At 53.5% G+C, this 24,322-nt stretch carries 24 protein-coding genes and 1 other annotated feature; of the genes, 17 read left to right on the top strand and 7 right to left on the bottom strand.

Features of this window, described 5'->3' with window-relative positions; genetic code table 11:
- From dnaA to yidA, 5 genes are all read left to right on the top strand, one after another.
- Entirely contained in the window at positions 1 to 1,404 is a 1,404-nt protein-coding gene (dnaA, locus tag SK33_RS00005; RefSeq protein WP_003023861.1) for a chromosomal replication initiator protein DnaA, read from the top strand.
- Positions 1,405 to 1,408: 4 nt separating this feature from the next.
- Positions 1,409 to 2,509, top strand: coding sequence for a DNA polymerase III subunit beta (gene dnaN / locus SK33_RS00010; RefSeq protein ID WP_003023863.1), 1,101 nt, complete (start codon positions 1,409 to 1,411; stop codon positions 2,507 to 2,509).
- Positions 2,509 to 3,582 (top strand): DNA replication/repair protein RecF, encoded by a 1,074-nt coding sequence (recF, locus tag SK33_RS00015; RefSeq protein ID WP_003023865.1) that lies wholly within the window; start codon positions 2,509 to 2,511, stop codon positions 3,580 to 3,582. The genes dnaN and recF overlap by 1 nt, the downstream gene beginning before the upstream one ends.
- 28 nt (positions 3,583 to 3,610) lie before the next feature.
- Positions 3,611 to 6,025: a DNA topoisomerase (ATP-hydrolyzing) subunit B gene (gene gyrB / locus SK33_RS00020; RefSeq protein WP_003844435.1), complete on the top strand. Its 2,415-nt coding sequence runs from the start codon at positions 3,611 to 3,613 to the stop codon at positions 6,023 to 6,025.
- Positions 6,026 to 6,231: 206 nt separating this feature from the next.
- On the top strand, positions 6,232 to 7,044 hold the full coding sequence (gene yidA / locus SK33_RS00025; protein WP_003023871.1) for a sugar-phosphatase: 813 nt from the start codon (positions 6,232 to 6,234) through the stop codon (positions 7,042 to 7,044).
- A gap of 4 nt (positions 7,045 to 7,048) precedes the next feature.
- Here yidA and cbrA read toward each other — a convergent pair whose 3' ends face one another.
- The gene (gene cbrA / locus SK33_RS00030; protein WP_048218871.1) at positions 7,049 to 8,167 is read right to left on the bottom strand and encodes a colicin M resistance lipid reductase CbrA; all 1,119 of its coding nucleotides are present in this window, start codon (positions 8,165 to 8,167) and stop codon (positions 7,049 to 7,051) included.
- 99 nt (positions 8,168 to 8,266) lie between these two features.
- Between cbrA and SK33_RS00035 the strand changes: the two genes are divergently transcribed.
- Entirely contained in the window at positions 8,267 to 9,493 is a 1,227-nt protein-coding gene (locus tag SK33_RS00035; protein ID WP_048218870.1) for a DUF3748 domain-containing protein, read from the top strand.
- Position 9,494: 1 nt separating this feature from the next.
- Here the strand turns inward: SK33_RS00035 and SK33_RS00040 are convergent, their stop codons facing one another.
- Positions 9,495 to 9,827: a YceK/YidQ family lipoprotein gene (locus tag SK33_RS00040; RefSeq protein WP_003023879.1), complete on the bottom strand. Its 333-nt coding sequence runs from the start codon at positions 9,825 to 9,827 to the stop codon at positions 9,495 to 9,497.
- Positions 9,828 to 10,065: 238 nt separating this feature from the next.
- Positions 10,066 to 10,138 (top strand) — a sequence feature (ROSE (Repression Of Heat Shock gene Expression) occurs in the 5'-region of heat shock genes and acts as an RNA thermometer to modulate expression.).
- On the opposite strand from SK33_RS00040, the gene ibpA reads away from it, so the two are divergent.
- From ibpA to SK33_RS00070, 6 genes are all read left to right on the top strand, one after another.
- Positions 10,132 to 10,545: a small heat shock chaperone IbpA gene (gene ibpA / locus SK33_RS00045; protein WP_003023882.1), complete on the top strand. Its 414-nt coding sequence runs from the start codon at positions 10,132 to 10,134 to the stop codon at positions 10,543 to 10,545. Its footprint overlaps the feature before it by 7 nt.
- Before the next feature lie 92 nt (positions 10,546 to 10,637).
- Positions 10,638 to 11,066: a small heat shock chaperone IbpB gene (ibpB, locus tag SK33_RS00050; RefSeq protein WP_003840609.1), complete on the top strand. Its 429-nt coding sequence runs from the start codon at positions 10,638 to 10,640 to the stop codon at positions 11,064 to 11,066.
- 124 nt (positions 11,067 to 11,190) lie between these two features.
- The gene (locus SK33_RS00055; RefSeq protein ID WP_032950587.1) at positions 11,191 to 12,852 is read left to right on the top strand and encodes a putative transporter; all 1,662 of its coding nucleotides are present in this window, start codon (positions 11,191 to 11,193) and stop codon (positions 12,850 to 12,852) included.
- 185 nt (positions 12,853 to 13,037) lie between these two features.
- Positions 13,038 to 13,385: a YidH family protein gene (locus SK33_RS00060; RefSeq protein WP_003023888.1), complete on the top strand. Its 348-nt coding sequence runs from the start codon at positions 13,038 to 13,040 to the stop codon at positions 13,383 to 13,385.
- Complete coding sequence (locus SK33_RS00065) at positions 13,375 to 13,737, top strand: DUF202 domain-containing protein (protein ID WP_048218869.1); 363 nt, start codon at positions 13,375 to 13,377, stop codon at positions 13,735 to 13,737. Before SK33_RS00060 ends, SK33_RS00065 begins: the two co-directional genes overlap by 11 nt.
- Positions 13,738 to 13,751: 14 nt before the next feature.
- Positions 13,752 to 14,264 carry a radical SAM protein gene (locus SK33_RS00070; protein ID WP_003023893.1) on the top strand — a complete coding sequence of 171 codons (513 nt, stop codon included), beginning with the start codon at positions 13,752 to 13,754 and terminating at the stop codon, positions 14,262 to 14,264.
- Between the two features lie 2 nt (positions 14,265 to 14,266).
- Here the strand turns inward: SK33_RS00070 and dsdA are convergent, their stop codons facing one another.
- Together dsdA and dsdX are read right to left on the bottom strand one after the other, a co-directional pair.
- The gene (dsdA, locus tag SK33_RS00075; RefSeq protein WP_048218868.1) at positions 14,267 to 15,589 is read right to left on the bottom strand and encodes a D-serine ammonia-lyase; all 1,323 of its coding nucleotides are present in this window, start codon (positions 15,587 to 15,589) and stop codon (positions 14,267 to 14,269) included.
- Positions 15,590 to 15,606: 17 nt separating this feature from the next.
- Positions 15,607 to 16,944 (bottom strand): D-serine transporter DsdX, encoded by a 1,338-nt coding sequence (gene dsdX, locus SK33_RS00080; RefSeq protein ID WP_048218867.1) that lies wholly within the window; start codon positions 16,942 to 16,944, stop codon positions 15,607 to 15,609.
- A gap of 229 nt (positions 16,945 to 17,173) precedes the next feature.
- Here dsdX and dsdC point away from each other — a divergent pair, with 229 nt between their 5' ends.
- Together dsdC and SK33_RS00090 are read left to right on the top strand one after the other, a co-directional pair.
- The gene (gene dsdC / locus SK33_RS00085) at positions 17,174 to 18,100 is read left to right on the top strand and encodes a DNA-binding transcriptional regulator DsdC (RefSeq protein ID WP_048218936.1); all 927 of its coding nucleotides are present in this window, start codon (positions 17,174 to 17,176) and stop codon (positions 18,098 to 18,100) included.
- Positions 18,101 to 18,178: 78 nt separating this feature from the next.
- Positions 18,179 to 19,261 carry a cellulase family glycosylhydrolase gene (locus SK33_RS00090; protein ID WP_048218935.1) on the top strand — a complete coding sequence of 361 codons (1,083 nt, stop codon included), beginning with the start codon at positions 18,179 to 18,181 and terminating at the stop codon, positions 19,259 to 19,261.
- Here SK33_RS00090 and emrD read toward each other — a convergent pair.
- The 3 genes from emrD to tisB all read right to left on the bottom strand — a co-directional run bounded on the left by emrD (position 19,188) and on the right by tisB (position 21,612).
- On the bottom strand, positions 19,188 to 20,372 hold the full coding sequence (gene emrD / locus SK33_RS00095; protein ID WP_003023905.1) for a multidrug efflux MFS transporter EmrD: 1,185 nt from the start codon (positions 20,370 to 20,372) through the stop codon (positions 19,188 to 19,190). The genes SK33_RS00090 and emrD overlap by 74 nt on opposite strands.
- 193 nt (positions 20,373 to 20,565) lie before the next feature.
- The gene (locus SK33_RS00100) at positions 20,566 to 21,399 is read right to left on the bottom strand and encodes a DMT family transporter (protein ID WP_048218866.1); all 834 of its coding nucleotides are present in this window, start codon (positions 21,397 to 21,399) and stop codon (positions 20,566 to 20,568) included.
- 123 nt (positions 21,400 to 21,522) lie between these two features.
- Positions 21,523 to 21,612, bottom strand: coding sequence for a type I toxin-antitoxin system toxin TisB (tisB, locus tag SK33_RS00105; RefSeq protein WP_003840643.1), 90 nt, complete (start codon positions 21,610 to 21,612; stop codon positions 21,523 to 21,525).
- 521 nt (positions 21,613 to 22,133) lie between these two features.
- On the opposite strand from tisB, the gene ivbL reads away from it, so the two are divergent.
- From ivbL to ilvN, 3 genes are all read left to right on the top strand, one after another.
- Positions 22,134 to 22,232, top strand: coding sequence for an ilvB operon leader peptide IvbL (ivbL, locus tag SK33_RS00110; RefSeq protein WP_003827118.1), 99 nt, complete (start codon positions 22,134 to 22,136; stop codon positions 22,230 to 22,232).
- A gap of 107 nt (positions 22,233 to 22,339) precedes the next feature.
- Positions 22,340 to 24,028, top strand: coding sequence for an acetolactate synthase large subunit (gene ilvB, locus SK33_RS00115; RefSeq protein ID WP_048218865.1), 1,689 nt, complete (start codon positions 22,340 to 22,342; stop codon positions 24,026 to 24,028).
- A gap of 3 nt (positions 24,029 to 24,031) precedes the next feature.
- Positions 24,032 to 24,322 (top strand): acetolactate synthase small subunit, encoded by a 291-nt coding sequence (gene ilvN / locus SK33_RS00120; protein WP_048218864.1) that lies wholly within the window; start codon positions 24,032 to 24,034, stop codon positions 24,320 to 24,322.

Raw genomic sequence — 24,322 nt, forward strand, 5'->3', positions numbered from 1 at the left:
GTGTCACTTTCGCTTTGGCAGCAGTGTCTTGCCCGATTGCAGGATGAGTTACCAGCCACAGAGTTCAGTATGTGGATACGCCCGTTGCAGGCGGAACTGAGCGATAACACGCTGGCTTTGTACGCGCCAAACCGTTTCGTGCTCGATTGGGTAAGGGATAAATACCTTAATAATATTAATGGATTACTCAATAATTTCTGTGGAGCGGATGCCCCACAGCTGCGCTTTGAAGTCGGTACTAAACCCGTCACGCAAACGCTGAAAACGCCGGTCAACAACGTTGTTGCGCCCGCCCACGTGACTCAGCAAGTGCAACCACAACGTGCTGCTCCGGCGGCGCGTCCAGGCTGGGATAACGTCCCGGCTCCGGCAGAACCAACCTATCGTTCTAACGTCAACGTCAAACACACGTTTGATAACTTCGTTGAAGGTAAATCTAACCAACTGGCGCGCGCGGCGGCACGTCAGGTGGCGGACAATCCTGGCGGCGCCTACAATCCGTTATTCCTTTATGGCGGTACGGGTCTGGGTAAAACCCACCTGCTGCACGCTGTCGGTAACGGCATTATGGCGCGTAAGCCAAACGCCAAAGTGGTGTATATGCACTCCGAGCGTTTTGTGCAGGACATGGTCAAAGCCCTGCAAAACAATGCGATCGAAGAGTTTAAACGCTACTACCGTTCCGTTGACGCGCTGCTGATTGACGATATCCAATTCTTCGCGAATAAAGAGCGATCGCAGGAAGAGTTTTTCCACACCTTTAACGCCCTGCTGGAAGGCAATCAGCAGATCATCCTGACCTCGGATCGCTATCCGAAGGAGATCAACGGCGTTGAAGATCGTCTGAAATCCCGTTTTGGCTGGGGACTGACTGTCGCGATCGAACCGCCCGAACTGGAAACGCGTGTTGCGATCCTGATGAAAAAAGCCGACGAAAACGACATTCGTCTGCCGGGTGAAGTAGCGTTCTTTATTGCCAAGCGTCTACGCTCTAACGTACGTGAGCTGGAAGGCGCACTGAACCGCGTGATCGCCAACGCCAATTTTACCGGCCGGGCGATTACTATCGATTTCGTGCGTGAAGCGCTGCGCGATCTGCTGGCTTTGCAGGAAAAGCTGGTCACCATCGACAATATCCAGAAGACGGTGGCGGAGTATTACAAAATCAAAATTGCGGATCTGCTTTCTAAGCGTCGATCTCGCTCGGTAGCTCGTCCGCGCCAGATGGCGATGGCGCTGGCAAAAGAGCTCACTAACCACAGTCTGCCGGAAATTGGCGACGCGTTTGGTGGGCGTGACCATACTACCGTGCTTCATGCCTGCCGCAAGATTGAGCAGTTGCGTGAAGAAAGCCATGATATTAAAGAAGATTTCTCCAATTTAATCAGAACATTATCTTCGTGACGCTATGAAATTTACCGTTGAACGTGAACATTTATTAAAACCGCTTCAGCAGGTCAGCGGCCCGCTGGGTGGACGTCCTACACTGCCGATCCTCGGAAACCTGCTGCTGCAGGTTGCTGACGGCACCCTTTCGCTTACCGGTACCGATCTCGAAATGGAGATGGTGGCGCGCGTGGCGCTGATCCAGCCTCATGAACCTGGTGCGACCACCGTTCCGGCGCGTAAATTCTTCGATATTTGCCGTGGATTACCAGAAGGGGCGGAAATTGCCGTTCAACTGGAAGGCGACCGTATGCTGGTGCGTTCTGGCCGCAGCCGTTTCTCGCTGTCTACGCTGCCTGCCGCCGACTTCCCGAATCTGGACGACTGGCAGAGCGAAGTCGAATTCACCCTGCCACAGGCGACAATGAAGCGCCTGATTGAAGCCACGCAGTTTTCGATGGCGCATCAGGACGTGCGTTACTACTTAAACGGCATGCTGTTTGAAACCGAAGGGGAAGAGTTGCGTACCGTGGCGACCGACGGTCACCGCCTGGCGGTCTGTTCAATGCCTGTCGGTCAGCCGTTGCCTAGCCATTCGGTGATCGTACCGCGTAAAGGTGTGATTGAACTGATGCGTATGCTCGACGGCGGCGATAACCCGCTGCGCGTGCAGATTGGCAGCAACAATATTCGTGCGCACGTTGGTGACTTCATCTTTACTTCCAAGCTGGTTGACGGTCGTTTCCCGGATTATCGCCGCGTATTGCCGAAGAATCCGGACAAACATCTGGAAGCCGGTTGCGATATCCTCAAACAGGCGTTTGCGCGTGCGGCGATTCTCTCCAACGAGAAATTCCGTGGCGTGCGTCTGTATGTCAGCGAAAACCAGCTCAAAATCACTGCCAACAACCCGGAGCAGGAAGAAGCAGAAGAAATTCTGGATGTTTCCTATCCTGGTACTGAACTGGAAATCGGCTTTAACGTTAGCTACGTGCTTGACGTTCTGAACGCGCTGAAGTGCGAAAACGTGCGTATTCTGCTGACCGATTCCGTCTCCAGTGTACAAATTGAAGATGCAGCCAGCCAGAGCGCGGCTTACGTTGTTATGCCAATGAGACTGTAATGTCGCTGACCCGCCTGTTGATCCGCGATTTTCGCAATATCGAAAATGCGGATCTCGCTTTATCTCCCGGCTTTAACTTTCTGGTAGGCGCTAACGGCAGCGGCAAAACCAGCGTGCTGGAAGCTATCTATACGCTCGGCCATGGTCGGGCGTTTCGCAGTTTGCAGATTGGCCGCGTGATTCGCCACGAGCAGGAGTCGTTTGTTTTACACGGGCGTTTGCAGGGTGAAGAACGTGAGACGTCGATTGGCCTGACGAAAGACAAACTGGGTGACAGCAAAGTGCGCATTGACGGCACTGACGGGCACAAGGTCGCGGAACTGGCGCACCTGATGCCGATGCAGTTGATCACGCCTGAGGGGTTTACTTTACTCAATGGCGGCCCCAAATACAGAAGAGCATTCCTTGACTGGGGATGCTTTCACAATGAAGCCGGATTTTTCACCGCCTGGAGTAACCTGAAGCGACTGCTCAAGCAGCGCAATGCAGCGCTGCGCCAGGTGAGTCGTTATGAGCAACTGCGCCCGTGGGATAAAGAACTGATCCCACTGGCGGAACAAATCAGCACCTGGCGCGCGGAGTACAGCGCCGGTATCGCGCAGGATATGGCGGATACCTGCCAGCAGTTTCTTCCCGAGTTTTCTCTCTCCTTCTCTTTCCAGCGCGGCTGGGAGAAAGAGACAGATTACGCCGAAGTGCTGGAACGTAGTTTTGAACGCGATCGCATGTTGACCTACACCGCGCACGGTCCGCATAAGGCGGATTTCCGCATTCGCGCCGACGGTGCGCCGGTGGAAGATACGTTGTCGCGTGGGCAGCTCAAGCTGCTGATGTGCGCCTTACGTCTGGCGCAAGGGGAGTTCCTGACCCGCGAAAGCGGACGGCGCTGCCTGTACCTGATAGATGATTTTGCCTCTGAACTGGATGATGCGCGTCGCGGGCTGCTGGCCAGCCGCTTAAAAGCCACGCAATCTCAGGTCTTTGTCAGCGCAATTAGCGCTGAACACGTTATAGACATGTCCGATGAAAATTCGAAGATGTTTACCGTGGAAAAGGGTAAAATAACGGATTAACCCAAGATAAAATGAGCGAGAAACGTTGATGTCGAATTCTTATGACTCCTCCAGTATCAAAGTCCTGAAAGGACTGGATGCGGTGCGTAAGCGCCCGGGTATGTATATCGGCGACACGGATGACGGCACCGGTCTGCACCACATGGTATTCGAGGTGGTAGATAACGCTATCGACGAAGCGCTCGCGGGTCACTGTAAAGATATCGTGGTAACGATTCACGCTGATAACTCCGTGTCCGTTACCGATGATGGCCGTGGTATCCCAACCGGTATTCACCCGGAAGAGGGCGTTTCGGCGGCGGAAGTTATCATGACCGTTCTGCACGCAGGCGGTAAATTCGATGATAACTCCTATAAAGTTTCCGGCGGTCTGCACGGTGTGGGTGTTTCCGTCGTTAACGCCCTGTCACAGAAGCTGGAACTGGTGATTCGTCGCGAAGGCAAAGTGCATCAGCAAACTTACGTGCACGGTGTGCCGCAGGCGCCGCTGGCAGTAACTGGCGAAACAGAAATGACGGGGACTCAGGTCCGTTTCTGGCCAAGCCACGAAACCTTTACCAACGTCGTTGAGTTCGAATACGACATTCTGGCCAAGCGTCTGCGTGAGCTGTCATTCCTGAACTCCGGCGTCTCTATTCGTCTGCGCGACAAGCGCGACGGCAAAGAAGATCATTTCCACTACGAAGGCGGCATCAAGGCGTTTGTTGAATACCTCAACAAAAACAAAACGCCGATCCACCCGAATATCTTCTACTTCTCCACTGAAAAAGACGGTATCGGCGTTGAAGTTGCGCTGCAGTGGAACGATGGTTTCCAGGAAAACATCTACTGCTTCACCAACAACATTCCGCAGCGTGACGGCGGTACTCACCTTGCAGGCTTCCGTGCGGCGATGACCCGTACCCTGAACGCCTATATGGACAAAGAAGGCTACAGCAAAAAAGCGAAAGTCAGCGCTACCGGTGACGATGCCCGTGAAGGCCTGATTGCCGTTGTTTCCGTGAAAGTACCGGATCCGAAGTTCTCCTCACAGACCAAAGACAAGCTGGTCTCCTCTGAGGTGAAATCGGCGGTAGAACAGCAGATGAACGAACTGCTGAGCGAATACCTGCTGGAAAACCCGTCTGACGCGAAAATCGTCGTCGGCAAAATCATTGATGCTGCGCGTGCTCGTGAAGCTGCACGTCGCGCGCGTGAAATGACCCGTCGTAAAGGCGCGCTGGACTTAGCGGGTCTGCCGGGCAAACTGGCGGACTGTCAGGAACGCGACCCGGCTCACTCTGAACTGTACCTGGTGGAAGGGGACTCAGCGGGCGGCTCTGCGAAGCAGGGACGTAACCGTAAGAACCAGGCGATTCTGCCGCTGAAGGGTAAAATTCTTAACGTTGAGAAGGCGCGTTTCGACAAGATGCTCTCTTCTCAGGAAGTGGCGACGCTGATCACCGCGCTGGGCTGCGGCATCGGTCGCGACGAGTACAACCCGGACAAACTGCGTTATCACAGCATCATCATCATGACCGATGCGGACGTCGACGGCTCGCACATCCGTACGCTGCTGTTGACCTTCTTCTATCGTCAGATGCCGGAAATCGTTGAGCGCGGCCACGTTTACATTGCACAGCCGCCGCTGTACAAAGTGAAGAAAGGCAAGCAGGAACAGTACATCAAAGACGATGAAGCGATGGATCAGTACCAGATCTCTATCGCCCTTGATGGCGCCACGCTGCACACCAATGCCAGCGCACCAGCCCTGGCGGGTGAAGCGTTAGAAAAACTGGTTTCTGAATACAACGCGACGCAGAAAATGATTGGCCGTATGGAACGTCGTTTCCCGAAAGCGCTGCTGAAAGAACTGGTTTATCAGCCGACGCTGGCTGAAGCCGATCTGGCTGATGAAGCGAAAGTCACTGCCTGGGTGTCCCAGCTGGTTAACGTACTGAATGAAAACGAAGTTCACGGCAGCACCTGGAACAGCTTTGTGCGTAAAGACGCTGAACTGAACCTGTTCGAGCCGGTGATCCGCGTGCGTACCCACGGCGTTGATACCGATTATCCGCTGGAGCATGAATTTGTGACCGGTGGCGAATATCGTCGTATTTGTACGCTCGGCGAGAAGCTGCGTGGACTGATCGAGGACGATGCGTTTATCGAACGTGGCGAACGTCGCCAGCCGGTTGCCAGCTTCGAGCAGGCGCTGGAATGGCTGCAGAAAGAGTCACGTCGCGGTCTCGCTATCCAGCGTTATAAAGGTCTGGGCGAGATGAACCCGGAACAGCTGTGGGAAACCACCATGGATCCGGAAAGCCGTCGTATGCTGCGCGTTACCGTGAAGGATGCGATTGCTGCCGACCAGCTGTTCACCACGCTGATGGGTGATGCCGTTGAACCGCGTCGCGCGTTTATCGAAGAGAACGCCCTGAAAGCGGCGAACATCGATATCTAACATGTATCTCAGGCCTGCTCCTGTAGGCCTGATAAGCGAAGCGTCATCAGGCAGTTCGTTTACGTTTGCCGGCTCAGGCCTTATCCGGCCTACCATCGATTGTCAAAAGGGGAATCTCGATTCCCCTTTCTATCCCCCTTTTCGTAGCTGTTTTTTGAGCGGAATCGCGTTAGCATGAGGACGGACTCATTTAATCCGGGGAACTCATGGCTATCAAACTTATTGCTATCGACATGGATGGCACACTTCTGCTGCCCGATCACACCATTTCACCTGCGGTCAAAACGGCGATTGCCGCAGCGCGCGCGCGTGGCGTGAATGTGGTGCTGACCACGGGACGCCCGTATGCCGGCGTTCACAGCTATCTGAAAGAACTACATATGGAACAGCCCGGTGACTACTGCATTACCTACAACGGTGCGCTGGTGCAGAAAGCTGGAGATGGCAGTACCGTAGCGCAAACTGCGTTAAGCTATGACGATTATCGCTACCTGGAGCAGCTTTCCCGGGAAGTTGGCTCACATTTCCACGCCCTCGATCGCAACACGTTGTATACCGCGAACCGTGATATCAGCTATTACACGGTGCACGAATCGTTTGTCGCGACCATCCCGCTGGTGTTCTGTGAAGCCGAGAAAATGGATCCAGCAACCCAGTTCCTGAAAGTGATGATGATTGATGAACCGGAGATCCTCGATAAAGCCATCTCGCGCATCCCAGCAGAAGTAAAAGAGAAGTACACCGTATTGAAAAGTGCGCCGTATTTCCTCGAAATCCTCGATAAACGCGTCAATAAAGGCACTGGCGTAAAATCGCTGGCCGATGCGTTAGGTATTAAAGCCGAAGAGGTGATGGCGATAGGCGATCAGGAAAACGACATCGCGATGATTGAATACGCAGGCGTGGGTGTTGCCATGGACAACGCTATTCCATCAGTCAAAGAAATCGCCAACTTCGTGACCAAATCCAACCTCGAAGATGGCGTCGCGTATGCCATTGAGAAGTTTGCGCTGAATTAAGAAATTATGGGCAAGTGCCTTGTTTCATTTGCCCTGTTTCAGCCATGATTTGTGGTGCTGAATGGTCTCCCTGGGGAATATGCGCCACGCCGCTGCGCATAATCCATTTACGGGAAAATGCTGACGTGAGTGCCCGGCTTTTCAGGATTTTGCCATACAGTTTGAGACGTATTTTTCGGGTAGCTTTACGGTAAGCGTGATTCATATCTGGCGTATCCCGCAGCAGTACCGATTTGAGGATCTCCGCGCTGTCCAGCGCATAGCTAATCCCTTCCAGCGAGCTGGCGCTAATAAAACCGGCCGCTTCACCAATCAAAAATGCGTTGTCCTCTCCGCAGACAAAGTCTTTCCAGCGTGAGGGGAACAGAACCGTACATTTTTCACTTTTCACCGGTTTGCCGAACTGGAAATGGAACGCTTTCAGCTTCTCCTTCAGCGCGTCAAAGCGTGCCTGTCCGTCCTTCATGGGGTAGGCGCCACCAAAGATAAAATAGCCATCTTTGCTGATACTCCATGAATAACAGTCAGTTGCATCGTTATCAAAAATACAGGAATAGAACGGCACAGGATGTTTCTCCGCAAACCATTGTTGAATAGCGACATATTTACGGATTTGGTGCTGGGGATAGAGATGACGGCGCACCAGTGAATTCGCACCGTCTGCCCCCACCAGATAACGCGCGGTGATCTGCTGCTCCCAACCGTCGGCGCGGAAGATAACATGCCATTTATCGCCCTCGCGCCAGATTTTCCGACACAGGCTGTCGTGGTACACCTGCACATCATCAGGGATGAGAGATTTAAGCCATAAATCAAAAGCATGGCGGTTGATATTAATGTAGCTGCGCTGGTAGTTACGCGTCAAAGAAGCGGCAACATCAACCGTTTTAACGCTAAAAATCTGCGGGCTGGCGATGACATCAACGGGTAAGGTTATACCATCGCGGATAAACGAACGCTGGGCGTCCGGGGCCAGCAGACCGCCGCAGGGTTTAGTGAAACCTTCGTTGCCGCACTGGCGTTTTTTATCCAACGCAATCACGCGCATTTTTCCGCTCAACTGCCGCGCCAGCGCTGCGCCTGCCGGACCTAATCCGATAATCGCCACGTCAAAATGTTCCATCTTTCTGTCCGCAAAAATGAAGATGGCGATACGCTAAAGCCTGAAAGTGAAGTGCTTGTGAAGTATGATTGCTTTAATCGTCTTGTATCAGGGCATCCCATGAAGCAAATCACCTTTACGCCGCGTAATCATCAGCTTACCAATATTAACACCTGGACACCGGACAGCCAGTGGCTGGTCTTTGATGTGCGTCCTTCTGGCGCCTCCTTTACCGGTGAAACAATTGAGCGCGTCAATATCCATACTGGCGAACTGGGGGTGATTTACCGGGCTACTCAGGGAGCGCACGTTGGCGTGGTGACCGTTCATCCAAAGTCGGAAAAATATGTATTCATTCATGGGCCTGAAAATCCTGATGAAACATGGCATTACGACTTCCATCATCGTCGTGGGGTGATTGTTACGCAGGCTGGGGTGGAGAATCTGGATGCGATGGATATTACCGCGCCGTACACGCCAGGCGCGCTGCGTGGCGGGAGTCATGTGCATGTCTTTAGCCCAAACGGTGAGTTTGTCAGTTTCACCTATAACGACCATGTTTTGCATGAGCGCTCGGCGGCGCTGGATTTACGCAACGTCGGCGTGGCTGCACCGTATGGGCCGGTGAAGGTCTCCGCGCAGCATCCGCGTGAATACAGTGGCAGCCATTGGTGCGTGCTGGTGAGCCAGACGACACCAACGCCAAAACCGGGTAGCGATGAGATTAACCGTGCCTATGAAGAGGGCTGGGTAGGAGAAAACAGGCTGGCGTTTATCGGCGATACGTTGTCAGTGAATGGCGAAAAAGTACCGGAATTGTTTATTGTCGATTTGCCACTGGATGAAAACGACTGGAAACAGCCGGGGGACGCGCCTCTGGAGGGGACTGACATGACCATGCCTGCGCCGCCATCCGGTATTTGTCAACGTCGCCTGACGTTTACCCATGAGCGCGTCTTCCCGGGGCTAGTGAATCAACCTCGCCATTGGGTACGCAGTAATCCAAAGGCGTCTGAGATTGCGTTTTTAATGCGTGATGACAGCGGTATTGTGCAGCTATGGCTGATTTCCCCACTGGGGGGTGCACCGCGTCAGCTTACCCAATGCACTACGAATATTCAGTCAGCCTTTAACTGGCACCCATCGGGGAAATGGCTGGGATTTGTACTGGAGAACAGAATTGCTTGTTGTGATGTTCAAACGGGCAAGATTGATTTTTTAACGGAACGGCATGGTAACCCGCCGTCGGCCGATGCGATCGTCTTCTCCCCTGATGGTCGACAGGTTGCGTGGATGGAAGACGTCGAGGGTTTCCGCCAGCTGTGGGTGACTGAAACCGGGCGTTAACTTATGGAGCGGACATTTCTGCCGGGGGAATAACGGCGTTCGTGGCCTGGGTTCTCTCCTCGCTCTTTTCTACGCGGGATCTCACCGAGTTGTCTTTGCGAAAGAGATCCCACGGTAGCAATACCGTATCGAGCACCGCGGTGAAAGGCATATCCAGAATCGCCAGTGACTTGGTTCCCCAGTTCGTATCACTTTCGCTAATCATTGTGGCACTGGCTCGCGTGCCAGGATATGTCCCTTCTTTGCCACCGGTATGCGACATGATGCTGGAACAGCCGCTTACAAACGCCATCCCACTACACATCGTCAGTGTTACCAACATTTTTTTAATCATCATTTATTCATCTGTATTTATCGTGTTTGCATGGTGAGTTAAAGCGATCCGTTGCGAAAATAACATCACCATTTCGTCGCACTGTGGCGGCCATCGCGATTTAACGAGAACAACTGCTCCCCCCAGTGTATGCAATAGACAACAAACTGCAAAAAAAGTCAGATGAATACGCTTGAAAAGTTTGTATTAAGACCCATTTTTAGAGTGTAGACAAATGAAGGGCATGCCTGATGGGTGTCCTGGCTACCTGACCTGTCCATGATGGAAGGTCAATTATTCTCGCTGATTTCAGGAGCTATTAATTATGCGTAACTTTGATTTATCCCCGCTGTACCGTTCTGCTATTGGTTTTGACCGTCTGTTTAACCTGCTGGAAAACAATCAGGGCCAAAGCAATGGCGGCTACCCTCCGTACAACGTTGAGCTGGTAGACGAAAACCATTACCGCATTGCAATTGCCGTTGCCGGTTTTGCTGAAAGCGAACTGGAAATTACTGCCCAGGATAATCTGCTGGTGGTGAAAGGCGCCCATGCGGACGATCAAAAAGAACGTACTTACCTGTATCAGGGTATTGCCGAGCGCAACTTCGAACGTAAGTTCCAGTTAGCGGAGAACATTCATGTTCGCGGCGCAAACCTGGTAAATGGTCTGCTGTATATCGATCTTGAGCGCGTGATTCCTGAAGCGAATAAGCCGCGCCGCATCGAAATCAACTAATTCTATAGGCCGCTTCAGGCGGCCTTACTAAGTCATCGGCTTGCCGTCAGGGAGCCGAAAGGTACCTACTCGCTTCTTAGAAGGAGATTATTATGCGTAACTACGATTTATCCCCACTGCTGCGTCAATGGATCGGTTTTGACAAACTGGCCAATGCTTTGCAAAACACCGGTGAAAGCCAGAGCTTCCCGCCTTATAACATCGAAAAGAGCGATGATAACCACTACCGCATTACCCTTGCGTTAGCCGGTTTCCGCCAGGAAGATTTGGATATTCAACTGGAAGGTACGCGCCTGACCGTGAAAGGTACGCCGCAGCAGCCGGAAAAAGAGACCAAATGGTTGCACCAGGGGCTGGTCATTCAGCCGTTCAGCCTGAGCTTTACGCTGGCTGAAAATATGGAGGTCTCCGGCGCAAGCTTCACTAACGGCTTGCTGCATATCGATTTGACCCGGAATGAACCTGAAGCCATTGCTCCACAACGTATCGCTATCAGCGAACGTCCCGCATTAAATAGTTAAATAGCTCCTTGCCTTTGCCCCGCCAGAAATGACGGGGCTTTTTTGTGCTTTACCACCCATACATTGCGACTGTACTCTGCGAGAATCCATTTACTTAATGATGTTATTCACAGGGAATAGGATAATGAGTGATATAGCATTGACGGTCAGCGTTCTGGCATTAGTGGCGGTTGTCGGATTATGGATCGGCAACGTAAAAATACGTGGTGTGGGTTTTGGCATCGGAGGTGTACTGTTCGGCGGTATTATTGTCGGGCATTTTGTCGATCAGGCAGGGATGACCCTGAGCGGCGATATGCTGCATTTTATTCAGGAATTTGGCCTGATCCTGTTCGTCTACACCATCGGTATCCAGGTCGGACCGGGCTTTTTTGCGTCATTGCGCGTTTCGGGCCTGCGGCTGAATCTGTTTGCCGTGCTGATTGTCATCATGGGTGGCCTGGTCACCGCGATTCTGCATAAACTTTTTGCCATTCCTCTTCCCGTGGTACTGGGTATATTCTCCGGGGCGGTCACCAATACCCCAGCGTTGGGAGCCGGGCAGCAAATTCTGCGCGATTTGGGTACCCCTGGCGATGTAGTAGACCAGATGGGGATGAGCTATGCCATGGCTTATCCTTTCGGCATTTGCGGAATTTTGCTCACCATGTGGCTGATGCGCCTTATTTTCCGCGTTAACGTCGATGCTGAAGCCCAGCAGCATGAATCCACGCTAACCAACGGGCACGCACTGATTCAGACGATGAACATCCGTGTGGAAAACCCAAACATCAACAATATGGCAATTCAGGATGTCCCGATTCTGAACAGCGACAAAATCATCTGCTCGCGTCTGAAACGTGACGAGACATTGATGGTGCCATCGCCAGGGACAGTTATCCAGATGGGCGACCTGCTACACCTGGTCGGGCAGCCAGCCGATCTGCACAACGCGCAGGTGGTGATTGGTCAGGAGGTGGACACATCGCTGTCGACGCGCGGGACTGATTTACGCGTTGAGCGCGTGGTGGTGACCAACGAACAAGTGCTGGGTAAACGTATCCGCGATCTGCACTTTAAAGAACGTTACGACGTGGTGATCTCCCGCCTGAACCGTGCGGGGGTTGAGCTGGTAGCCAGCAGCGACGCCAGCCTGCAATTCGGGGACATCCTCAATCTGGTTGGGCGCCCTTCGTCGATTGACGCCGTTGCTAATGTTGTCGGTAACGCGCAGCAAAAACTGCAGCAGGTGCAGATGCTGCCGGTATTTATCGGTATCGGACTGGGTGTTCTGCTGGGGTCAATCCCGCTGTTTATCCCGGGTTTCCCGGTGGCGTTGAAGCTGGGGCTGGCCGGTGGGCCGCTGATTATGGCTTTGATTCTTGGACGTATTGGCAGCATCGGTAAGCTGTACTGGTTTATGCCTCCCAGCGCTAACCTGGCGCTGCGAGAGTTGGGTATCGTACTGTTTCTCGCGGTGGTTGGTCTGAAGTCAGGTGGTGATTTTGTTCATACCCTGACGCAAGGCGATGGCTTGAGCTGGGTGGGCTACGGTATTTTCATTACCGCGATTCCGCTCATTACCGTGGGCTTGCTGGCGCGGATCTTCGCCAAAATGAACTATCTGACGCTGTGTGGCATGCTGGCCGGCTCAATGACCGATCCTCCTGCGCTGGCGTTTGCTAACAACCTGCATGCCACCAGCGGGGCGGCTGCGCTCTCCTACGCCACCGTTTATCCGCTGGTCATGTTCCTGAGGATTATCACCCCGCAACTGCTGGCGGTGCTCTTCTGGGGATTAGGTTAAAACTGACTTATCCGGCCTGCATCTCCTGTAGGCCGGATAAAACGCAACTCGCCATCCGGCATTACAAACACCCTCTCTCTTTTCCATTGTCTCATCACCAGACTCGCCCTTTCGTTTGAGAATCAGGTTCATACTCCTTAACTGTTCCGGTATAACGATCAGATAACAATATTTAAGGAGCTGTCATGAAGATTTCTCGCCTTGGGGAAGCACCGGACTATCGCTTCTCGTTGGCAAATGAACGTACCTTTCTAGCGTGGATCCGCACCGCGCTCGGATTTCTGGCGGCGGGGGTTGGCCTTGATCAACTGGCCCCGGATTTTGCCACGCCGGTCATCCGTGAGGCGCTTGCCTTGTTGCTGTGTCTGTTTGCCGGCGGTCTGGCGATCTACGGCTACCTGCGCTGGCTACGTAACGAAAAGGCGATGCGACTGAAAGAGGACTTGCCCTACACCCACAGCCTGCTGATTATCAGCGTTATGCTGACTATTGTGGCGGTGATTGTCATGACGCTGGTGCTGTATGCCGGATAGCCGCAAATCGCGACGTATCGCCGACCCGGGGTTACAACCGGAGCGAACATCGCTGGCCTGGTTTCGTACCCTGCTGGGTTATGGTGCGTTAATGGCGCTGGCGCTGAAGCACAACTGGCATCAGGCGGGCTTCCTGTTTTGGGTTTCAATTGTGGTGCTGGCGATGGTGGAAATCGTACTTTGGCGCTATACCCGCAGCCGTAATCTGATGGATGTTACACATAGCGATTTTTCTGAATCTCGTGCGGTGCGTGACAAATTTATGATCTCCCTCGCGGTGTTATCCCTCGCAATACTGTTTGCTGTAACGCATGTTCGCCAACTTATCGTATTTATCGGGAATTTTGCATGACAGGATGTGAGAACATGGATGTTAGTGATGATGTTTTAAACGTGGTGATTGACCACCAGAAGTGTTTACAACCAGTTGAAGTGTACCGTGGTTTGCAACAAGGAAATGTTCGCCTGGTACAGTTTATTCCGCTGGTTAAGCACGATGGCTCAGGTCATCTGACAGACGAATCGGTTACGTCTGAGGCGTGGGGCCGATTTTTAATTACGATATTTGATATCTGGGTACGTGAAGATATTAATCAGATATCTATCCAGCTTTTCGACAAAACGCTCCGCCAGTGGTGTGGTCTGGCAGCACAAATTGAACGACAGACCATGTCATCAATGAATACGCGTTGCCAAACATGCTCATTGTTTCAATATTACCATGGTGATTGTCCTGCGTACTGCGAGGAAAATGGAAAGGGCGTGCTGTGTGCAGGATATCAGGCTTTCTTCAACCATACCGCACCGCATATGCGCGTGATGCGTGACCTGCTTAAGCAGCATCGCTCACCGATGGAGCTGATGGCGATGCTGCGCTGAGATTAGCGCCCTTTCGCCAGGTATTGCGCCATCTCGGTTTCCGGCACCATGCCGCCGCCGGTCGCCCACACCAGATGGGTGGCGTTATTGAGCTGATCCGCGTTGAAGCCATGCATCTGCTGGTAATCCGTGGAGGCACAAACGTGCTGAGGGCCAGCCATGCCTGCCAGCGCCGACGGCTCAAGACGAATGCCTTCTTCCTGCGCCAGCCAGCCCAGCATATCGTACATTGTCTGATCGTCCAGGGTGTACAGACCGTCGAGCAGACGTTCCATCGACCGGCCAACAAAGCCCGATGCGCGACCCACCGCCAGTCCATCCGCTGCTGTCAGGTTATCGATGCCGATGTCCTGTACGGAAATGGTATCGTGCAGCCCGGTGTAAATCCCCAGCAGCATACACGGTGAATGAGTCGGTTCAGCGAAGAAGCAGTGCACATTATCGCCAAACGCCAGCTTAAGGCCAAACGCCACGCCGCCAGGGCCGCCGCCGACGCCGCAAGGCAGGTAAACAAACAGTGGATGGTCTGAATCCACCGTGCGTCCCTGCTGGGCAAACTGCGCTTTCAGACGCTGACCAGCCACCGCATAGCCTAAGAACAGCGTGCGGGAATTTTCATCATCGATAAAGAAGCAGTTCGGATCGGACTCTGCCGCTTTGCGACCCTGTTCAACCGCCACGCCGTAATCTTCTTCGTACTCCACCACCGTTACGCCGTGGCTGCGCAGTTTGGCTTTTTTCCACGCGCGGGCATCAGCAGACATATGGACCGTAACGTTGAAGCCGATACGGGCGCTCATGATGCCAATCGACATCCCCAGGTTGCCGGTGGAGCCAACCGCGATGCTGTACTGGCTGAAAAACTGTTTGAACTCCGGCGAAAGCAGAACGCGGTAATCGTCTTTGGTGGTCAGCAGACCGGCTTCCAACGCCAGTTTTTCCGCATGGGTCAGTACTTCATAAATGCCGCCACGCGCTTTAATCGAACCTGAAATCGGCAAATGGCTGTCTTTCTTCAGCAGGACTTCGCCGTTAATGTGTTGCCCGAACTCTTTTTCCAACCGTTTTTGCATGGCAGGGATTGCGGCCAGCTCAGATTCGATAATGCCCCCAGTGGCGGCAGTTTCCGGGAAGGCCAGCGCCAGATACGGTGCGAAGCGCGTCAGACGCGCGTGGGCATCCTCAACGTCGTGTGCTGTCAGGCCAACATACGGTAAACCTTCCGCAAGAGAGGTGGTGCCGGGGTTAAACCAGGTTGTCTCTTTCAGAGCCACCAGATCTTCCACTAAAGGATGCTGGGCGATAAGTGTTTGAATGTTTTCCATAGTCAGTCTCTTCGCGCTTAGATAATAAAGGAAAGCAGGAATGTGCAAGCCAGTGCAATAACGGACGCGATAAATGTCGCGGTCGTATAGTATTTGAACGTTTCATTCAGGGTGGCGCCGCAATACTGCTTCACCAGCCAGAACAGGGAATCGGTGACGATCGTGCAGCCAATAGCGCCGGAACCGATGGCAATGGCGATGATCTCCGGGCTTACGTTAGGGTAGAGTGGCAGCATCGGTGCCACGATTGCCGTTGCGCCCATCATCGCCACCGTGGCAGAGCCTACCGCCGCATGCAGAATCAGAGCGACCAGCCACGCCAGTAGAATCGGGTGCATATGCATGTTTGAGAGGATCAGCGCCAGAGTATCCGCCAGCCCGCTGCTCTTGAGAATAGCGTTGAATGCGCCGCCTGCGCCGATAATCAGCAAAATGTTAGCAATCGAGCCAAAACCGTTTTCGGTGTGGGTCAGCAGCGCACCCATACCGATGTGCTGACGCAGACCGAGAATGTAATAGGCTACGAAAACGGCGATAAACATCGCGGTGATCGGGTTACCAATAAACTCCAATAGCGTATACAGCGTACTGCCTTTCGCCATGTTCAGCTCAGCGACGGTTTTGACCAGCATCAGGCCAATCGGCAGCAGTACAGTAAACAGCGTCGCACCCAGCGATGGCAGCGTACTTTCTTCGCGCACTTTCAGGTCGGAAAACTCAGCCGGTACCGGTTTAAATGGCAGACGGTTACCGAGGAATTTCAGGTACAGCGGCCCACCGACAAGCGAAGCCATTAAACCCACCAGTAAGCCGTAGACAATCACGGTGCCAATGTCTGCGCCCAGCTTATTCGCCACGAACAGGGCGGCCGGATGCGGAGGTACGACGCAGTGTACCGCCATCAGCGCCGTACACAGCGGAATCGCCAGCTTCAGTAATGAGGTATTGGTTTTTTTAGCAATCGAAAAGGCCAGTGGAATCAACAGCACCACGCCGACCTCAACGAACAGCGTGATCCCGCAAATCAGCCCGACCAGCACCATAATGACGTCGGCGGAAAGCCAGCGGCAGCGCTGCAGCGTCAGACCGATGCGTTCGGCCGCGCCGGACACCTCCATCATTTTGCCCAGAATGGTCCCAAGGCCGATAACCGCCGCGAGGAAGCCCAGCGTACCGCCGATGCCGCTCTCAATGGCATTGACCATATCCAGCGGCCCCATCCCCATCATCGTACCCACGAAGAAACTGGCTAACAGCAGCGCCAGAAACGGGTGGAATTTGAACTTCACGATGGTCAAAACGATTAACACGATGCTTATCAGCAGCGTGCTCACAACCCAGATTTGAGAGTGCATAGCTCACCTTGCCCTGTGATTAATATAAGGTTATTGGACAAAAATAAGGCACCGTCTGACAAACGATATAAATCTCCTTTCACATGAGGCAGATTGCATCAAGTGAGTGATTTACGTCTAATTACGCTATGTTTATGCGATATGGTTCACCTTGATTCATCTTTATGCTGATTTTTGCAGCGAAGTTTTTTACACTCCGGCGAATGAATCAGGAGGACTGGAGGTGAGTTTGGATCCCCTACGCGAGGTCAGAAACCGGCTGCTCAATGGCTGGCAGCTGTCAAAGCTGTATACTTTTGAAGTGGCGGCCCGGCATCAGTCGTTTGCGCTGGCGGCAGATGAGCTGTCGTTAAGCCCCAGCGCCGTCAGCCATCGCATTAATCAACTGGAAGATGAACTGGGCATTCAGCTGTTTGTCCGTTCGCACCGTAAAGTGGAACTCACCCACGAGGGTAAGCGGGTATTCTGGGCGCTGAAATCGTCGCTGGATACGCTGAATCAGGAAATCCTCGATATTAAAAATCAGGAGTTGTCCGGGACGCTCACCGTCTACTCTCGACCTTCTATCGCCCAGTGCTGGCTGGTTCCGGCGCTCGGTGACTTTACCCGTCGCTACCCGTCAATTTCACTGACCATCCTGACCGGCAACGACAACGTCAATCTGCAGCGTGCCGGGGTCGATCTGGCTATCTATTTTGACGATGCGCCTTCCGCGCAGCTTACGCACCACTTCCTGATGGATGAAGAGATCCTGCCGGTATGCAGCCCGGACTTCGCTCGCCGCCATGACCTTACCGGTTCGTTAGTGAATTTGCCGCACTGCACCTTGCTGCACGACAGACAGGCATGGAGTAACGACTCAGGAACCGATGAATGGCACAGCTGGGCGCAGCATTTTACGGCGAATTTGCCGACATCATCGGGGATTGGTTTCGATCGTTCTGATTTAGCGGTAATTGCCGCCATGAACCATATCGGCGTGGCGATGGGCCGAAAGCGGCTGGTGCAAAAACGTCTCGACAGCGGAGAACTGGTCGCGCCTTTTGGCGATATGGCGCTGAAATGCCATCAGCATTACTACATCACCACGCTGCCCGGCAGGCAGTGGCCGAAAATCGAGGCGTTTATTAGCTGGCTTCAGGAACAGGTAAAATAAGCGGACCGCGAATATTTTTTACGCTTTCTCTCTACACGGAAAGTGAAAAAGCGTGCTAAATACGTGATATCACTCCTGATGATTTGCGTAAGGACGACCGTGTTAAAGCCGATTGTTTCCCTTTTACTGTTGGCCAGCGCCACCGTATGTGCCGCGCAACCTGCGCTGACGGCGGCGCAGTATGCGCAGCAGCTTGGCGTTGGGATGGACGTAGATTGGGCGCGCACCGATCGGGGTATCCGTGAATTCGATCCGCTGGTAGTGCGGGACTACAAGGCGAAAGGGTTGGCCCACGTACGCATTCGCGTAGCGGGAGAGCCTACGGAGGCGCGGCTGATTCATCTGCGCAAGCTGGTGGAAGCCTGCGAGCAGTATGGCGTGATCCCGATAATCGCCTATCAGGCAGACGAATATAAAAAAGACCCCAGCGCCGGGAACGAAAAAGAGGTGGTTAACTGGTGGGTGGCGGTGGCGCATTACTTTGGTCAACGCTCGCCGTTGCTGGGGTTCGACCTGATCTACGACCCCTCTGATAAGCTCAACCATAATCAGTCGTCGCTCAATCGCGTGTATGACAAAGCCATTCGAATCATCCATGCCATCGATCCACAGCGAATGATTTTTATCGCGCCGAAACTGCATGCCGCTCCGGAAGATTTGGCCAACCTAAAGCTGCCGCCGCAAAGTCAGAATACGGTGCTGGCCCAATGGCATATTTTTCCGTGGGGACCGCTGAAAAATAACGGCAAATATCCGTGGACCTCAGGGACTGCGGCAGAAAAGGCCGCCATTCGCGCCCGTATCAATACCGCCATTCATTGGCAGCAGAAAACCGGGCATGTCAGTTGGGTAGGGGGCTGGTCGCCGGGAGAAACCGTCAAAAACGCGCCTTCTGCCTCGCAAATGGCGTTTGCCCGCTTTATGGCGTGCGAGCTGAAAAAAGCGAAAATTCCCTATGCTATCAATGCGGATGCGCAGTTCTATGATGGTGAGGAGGGGGCCTGGCGTCCGGCGCTGGAGCCGTTACTGACGACGATTATCGCGCCAGAATGCGAAAAGCCCGGCGATAAGCCGGGCCATCATACGCTTAAACCGCCTGTCCCTGATGCGACACGCGTGACGCCAGCGGAAGCCAGCAAACAAAAATCAACAGCCCCATAAGGGTCATCAGCAGGCCCAGACTGGCTTGCCCGGTCTGCGGCAGCATGGCAGAGAACCACGCCAGCACGCCGGAACCAATGTTCTGTAATCCCCCAACCAGCGCGCCAGCAGTGCCTGCCAGGAACGGGAAAGGCTCCATTGCACCGCTGGTTGCCAGCGGAAACAACATTCCGGCGCCGAAGAAAAATAGTGCGGCAGGAACCAGCAGCGTCCAGACGTTCATCACGTCAAACAGCCCTGGGATCCACATCATTAAACCCGCTACCAGACAGCAGGTCACCGACTGCCACATTAGCGTCGAGAAACGTTTATTCGGGCGACCGGCGAACCATGCGCCGAAAAACGCCGCCGGGATGGGCAGGATAAACAGGATACTGACCACCATGCTGCTTAGACCGAGACGTGCGCCCAATAATACTCCGGAGCAGGCCTCAAAGACCGCAACGCCCGCCAGACCACCGATCAACATCAGCACGTAACAGGTGAAAGCGCTATTACCAAACAGGGTTTTGTAGCTGGCGATCAGCCGTGGACGCGGCGCACCTGCAGGGCGCGTTTCCGGCATCCAGCGTGCCATGCTAAACGTCACGCCCGCACACAGAATCAACAGAAAAATATAGCAGGCACGCCAGTTCCACACTGTATCCAGCACACCGCCAATCAGCGGAGCTAACAGCGGACTGACCAGAATCCCCATATTTAACAGACTATTGGCGTGGCGTAGTTGCGTGCCTTCGTACAGATCGCGCGGTAACGTTCGCGCCATCACACCGCCGACGCCCGTTCCCATCCCCTGGATGGCACTGGCGATAATCAGTACCGTCAGACTATGCGTGGTAATCGCGACCAGCGTGGCCAGCATAAAAATAGACATCCCGGCGAGGATAACCGGGCGGCGGCCAACGCGGTCTGAAAGGGGACCATAAACCAGTTGTGATAGACCATAGGTCAACAGATAGGCGGCCATTACGCTTTGCACCGCCCCTTCGCGAACGTTCAGTTCACGCGCCATATCAGCAATCGCGGGGATATAAATGGTTTGCGCCATCTGACCTACCGCCACCAGTAATACCAACATCAACAACAAATTGACGCTTCTATGCCTTTTCATTTCGCTGATTACTTTTAAAAAAGAGAAAAAAGAAGAATAAGGTGCTGCACTTTCCCGTAAATGCGCGTGGAATCTACCACAACAGAAAAAGAAGGCCAGATAGTGGGCTGGAATGTTTATGTGATGGACGGCAGGAAATGTAAACAAAAAGCGGCAACAAATGTTGCCGGATTGCATCGGGTTTACAACGCGATCATGATAAGCGTAGTAAAACTGCGCCTACGGCAATACCTGTAGCCGCGACAAGACGTATTCCGGCAACCTTCTCTTTCAGTAGCAGCCACGCGAGCAGCGCGCCAAACAGGATTGAGGTTTCACGCAGCGCCGCGACTACCGCCAACGGAGCCTGGGTCATGGCCCACAGCGCCAGGCCGTAAGAACCCATTGTGCCAATGCCGCCAAGAATACCTTTCTTCCACTGCTGTACAAGATAGCGCGACGCTTCCCGGCGTCTGGCGATCATCGCCCAGCCCAGCAGGCAGGAGCCGTTCAGAAAGAAGGTCCACAGCGTATAACCCAGCGCGGTTTCTGATAAACGTACGCCGGTGCCATCAACCAGCGTATAACCGGCGATAAAGCAGGCGTTAATGAGCGCCAGGATAATCCCGCGTTGCGAACCGCTGCGTCCGTTAAATGCCATCCCGAGAATAGCCAGACAGATGGTGGCAATCCCCACCCAGGCGAGTAGCGAAAGGCTATCGCCAAGAAACAGGACGCTGATAATCGCGACCAGCAGTGGCGCTGTGCCGCGCATCAGAGGATAGGTCTGGCTCATATCCGAAACCTGATAGGTTTTAGCGACCAGGACGGTATAGACCACCTGTAATGCGGTTGAGACAGCTAAAAACGGCAGGCTGGCGGCAGAGGGTTGCGGCGCAAAGGGTAAACAAATCAGCGCCATAATCGCAGCGGTTCCGCTGACGCTGATCGCCGAGTACAGCTTGTCGTTTCCCGCTTTTACGATGGCATTCCAGCTGGCATGCAGCAGTGCGGCGAACAGCAAAATGCAGAAAACAGAAAGCGTCATGGCGTAATTCTTCCCTGAGGATGTCATAAAAACGTAACATATTGACGCGATACAAGCACCAGGGAGAAGGTGAAAGGGGAGCGGAGTGTTATCCGCCCCCCTTAGGTGCGACTTGAATCTGAATTACTTAATGTATTTCAGAACGGCATCAAGGAGTTGCAGTGCTGCAACAATGAGTTTGAGGATAAGAATAGCGATATCCACGAGGCTCATACGCTCTCCTTTTGGTACAAGGAGCACGGTGCTGACGTACCTCGCCGCTGCCTGTTGCCAGCACCTTTGTTGACATAACACAGTGTGCTCACGCGGGGGTTAAGGCGCTGACGGCACCACCCGTTTCAGCCAGGACTTTGATGCGCCGGTTTACGATGCGGCCCCCGCATAACACATTGCGTACCGAGACATTATAGATAAATACTGTATAAATTAACAGTATTTTATGGACGTTACGCTATTCATGTTCCATACTCAAAAACATCAAAATTCGTGCCGAAATTGCGTGTTCTTCGTAGAACGCGTATACTTTTTTCGTTGACATAACACAGTGTGTTCGGCGGCTACCAACCGCACAACGCTGAAAAAACCTCGCTCCGGCGGGGTTTTTTGTTTTTGCACGACATACAATGAAATGTGATCGTTGAAGCATTTTTGTGCAGATGAAAATTTTTCCATTGTCACGCTGAAAAACCTGTGTTTGTATAAATCCAGTTAATCAACAAACAGACAGGTCCCTAATGAACCCTTCCATGCTGACTGCGACCCTACTAAAAACTGCGCCATCTCGCGCAGCGGTCGTCGTGCGTGTGGTGGTGGTCGTCGGCAATGCGCCGTAGGGTCCGAATCAACACACGATTCCAAAACCCCGCCGGCGCAAACCGGGCGGGGTTTTTCGTTTCAGAGACCTGCCCGGAGCAAAGGCCCAGAATAAAAGGACTGGAGCATGGCAAGTTCGGGCATAACATCCAAGCGTACGCGTTTTACGGGCGCAGAATTCATCGTTCATTTCCTGGAACGTCAGGGGATTCAGGTCGTCACCGGTATTCCAGGCGGCTCGATTCTTCCCGTCTATGACGCTTTAAGCCAAAGCACACAAATCCGTCATATCCTGGCGCGCCACGAGCAGGGCGCGGGGTTTATCGCGCAGGGAATGGCGAGAACCGATGGCAAACCCGCTGTCTGTATGGCCTGTAGCGGACCGGGCGCAACCAACCTGGTAACCGCCATTGCCGATGCGCGTCTGGATTCCATCCCGCTGGTGTGTATCACCGGGCAGGTTCCGGCCTCAATGATCGGCACCGACGCTTTCCAGGAAGTCGACACCTACGGCATCTCTATCCCCATCACTAAGCATAACTATCTGGTCCGCCATATCAGTGAATTACCGCAGGTCATGAGCGATGCGTTCCGCATTGCGCAGTCCGGACGTCCAGGCCCGGTGTGGATAGACATTCCTAAGGATATTCAAACCGCCGTTTTTGAAATTGAAGAGATGCCGGAACCCGCGCAGAAAATGGCGGCACCAGCGTTCGGCCAGGACAGCATTCGCGATGCTGCAGCTATGATTAACGCCGCCAAACGCCCGGTGCTGTATCTCGGTGGCGGCGTAATTAACGCGCCGGAACGTGTTCGTGAGCTGGCCGAAAAAGCAAAACTGCCGACCACTATGACCTTGATGGCGCTCGGCATGCTGCCAAAAGCGCATCCGCTGTCGTTAGGCATGCTGGGCATGCACGGCGCGCGCAGCACCAACTTTATTCTGCAAGAAGCGGATTTACTGATTGTTCTGGGCGCACGTTTTGATGACCGGGCGATTGGTAAAACCGAACAGTTCTGCCCGAATGCCAAAATCATCCACGTGGATATTGACCGCGCGGAGCTGGGTAAAATCAAACAGCCGCACGTGGCGATCCAGGCAGATGTCGATGAGGTTCTGGCACAATTGATCCCGCAGATTGAAGCGCAGCCGCGTGAAGAGTGGCATCAACTGGTGTCTGACCTGCAGCAAGAATTTCCGTGCACGATCCCCCAGGAAAAAAATCCGCTCAGCCACTATGGATTGATCAACGCCGTGGCTGCCTGCGTAGACGACAGCGCCATTATCACTACCGACGTAGGCCAGCATCAGATGTGGGCGGCACAGGTTTACCCGCTGAACCGTCCGCGCCAGTGGCTGACCTCCGGCGGTCTGGGAACCATGGGCTTTGGCCTGCCTGCGGCGATTGGTGCGGCCCTGGCCAACCCAGACAAAAAAGTGCTGTGCTTCTCCGGCGATGGCAGCCTGATGATGAATATTCAGGAAATGGCGACCGCCAGCGAAAATCAGCTGGATATTAAAATCATTCTGATGAATAACGAAGCGTTAGGTCTTGTATATCAGCAGCAGAGTCTGTTTTATAAGCAGGGCGTTTTTGCCGCGACCTATCCGGGGATGATTAACTTTATGCAGATAGCTGCCGGGTTTGGTCTCGAAACCTGCGATCTGAATAACGAAGCGGACCCACAGGCAGCGTTGCAGGAGATTATTAATCGCCCTGGACCTGCGCTAATCCACGTGCGCATCGATGCCGAAGAAAAAGTGTACCCGATGGTGCCGCCGGGTGCGGCAAACACAGAAATGGTGGGGGAATAAGCCATGCAACAGCAGACTCATGACAACGTAATCCTGGAACTCACCGTACGCAACCATCCGGGCGTAATGACTCACGTTTGCGGGCTGTTTGCCCGCCGCGCATTCAACGTGGAAGGCATTCTCTGTCTACCGATTCAGGACAGCGATAAGAGCCGCATCTGGCTACTGGTCAACGACGATCAACGTCTTGAGCAGATGATAAGCCAGATCGACAAGCTTGAAGATGTGGAGAAAGTGGCCCGCAATCAGTCCGATCCGTCGATGTTTAACAAAATCACCGTGTTCTTTGAGTGA

The organism is Citrobacter sp. MGH103, assembly GCF_001034475.2.
Lineage (GTDB): Bacteria > Pseudomonadota > Gammaproteobacteria > Enterobacterales > Enterobacteriaceae > Citrobacter > Citrobacter freundii.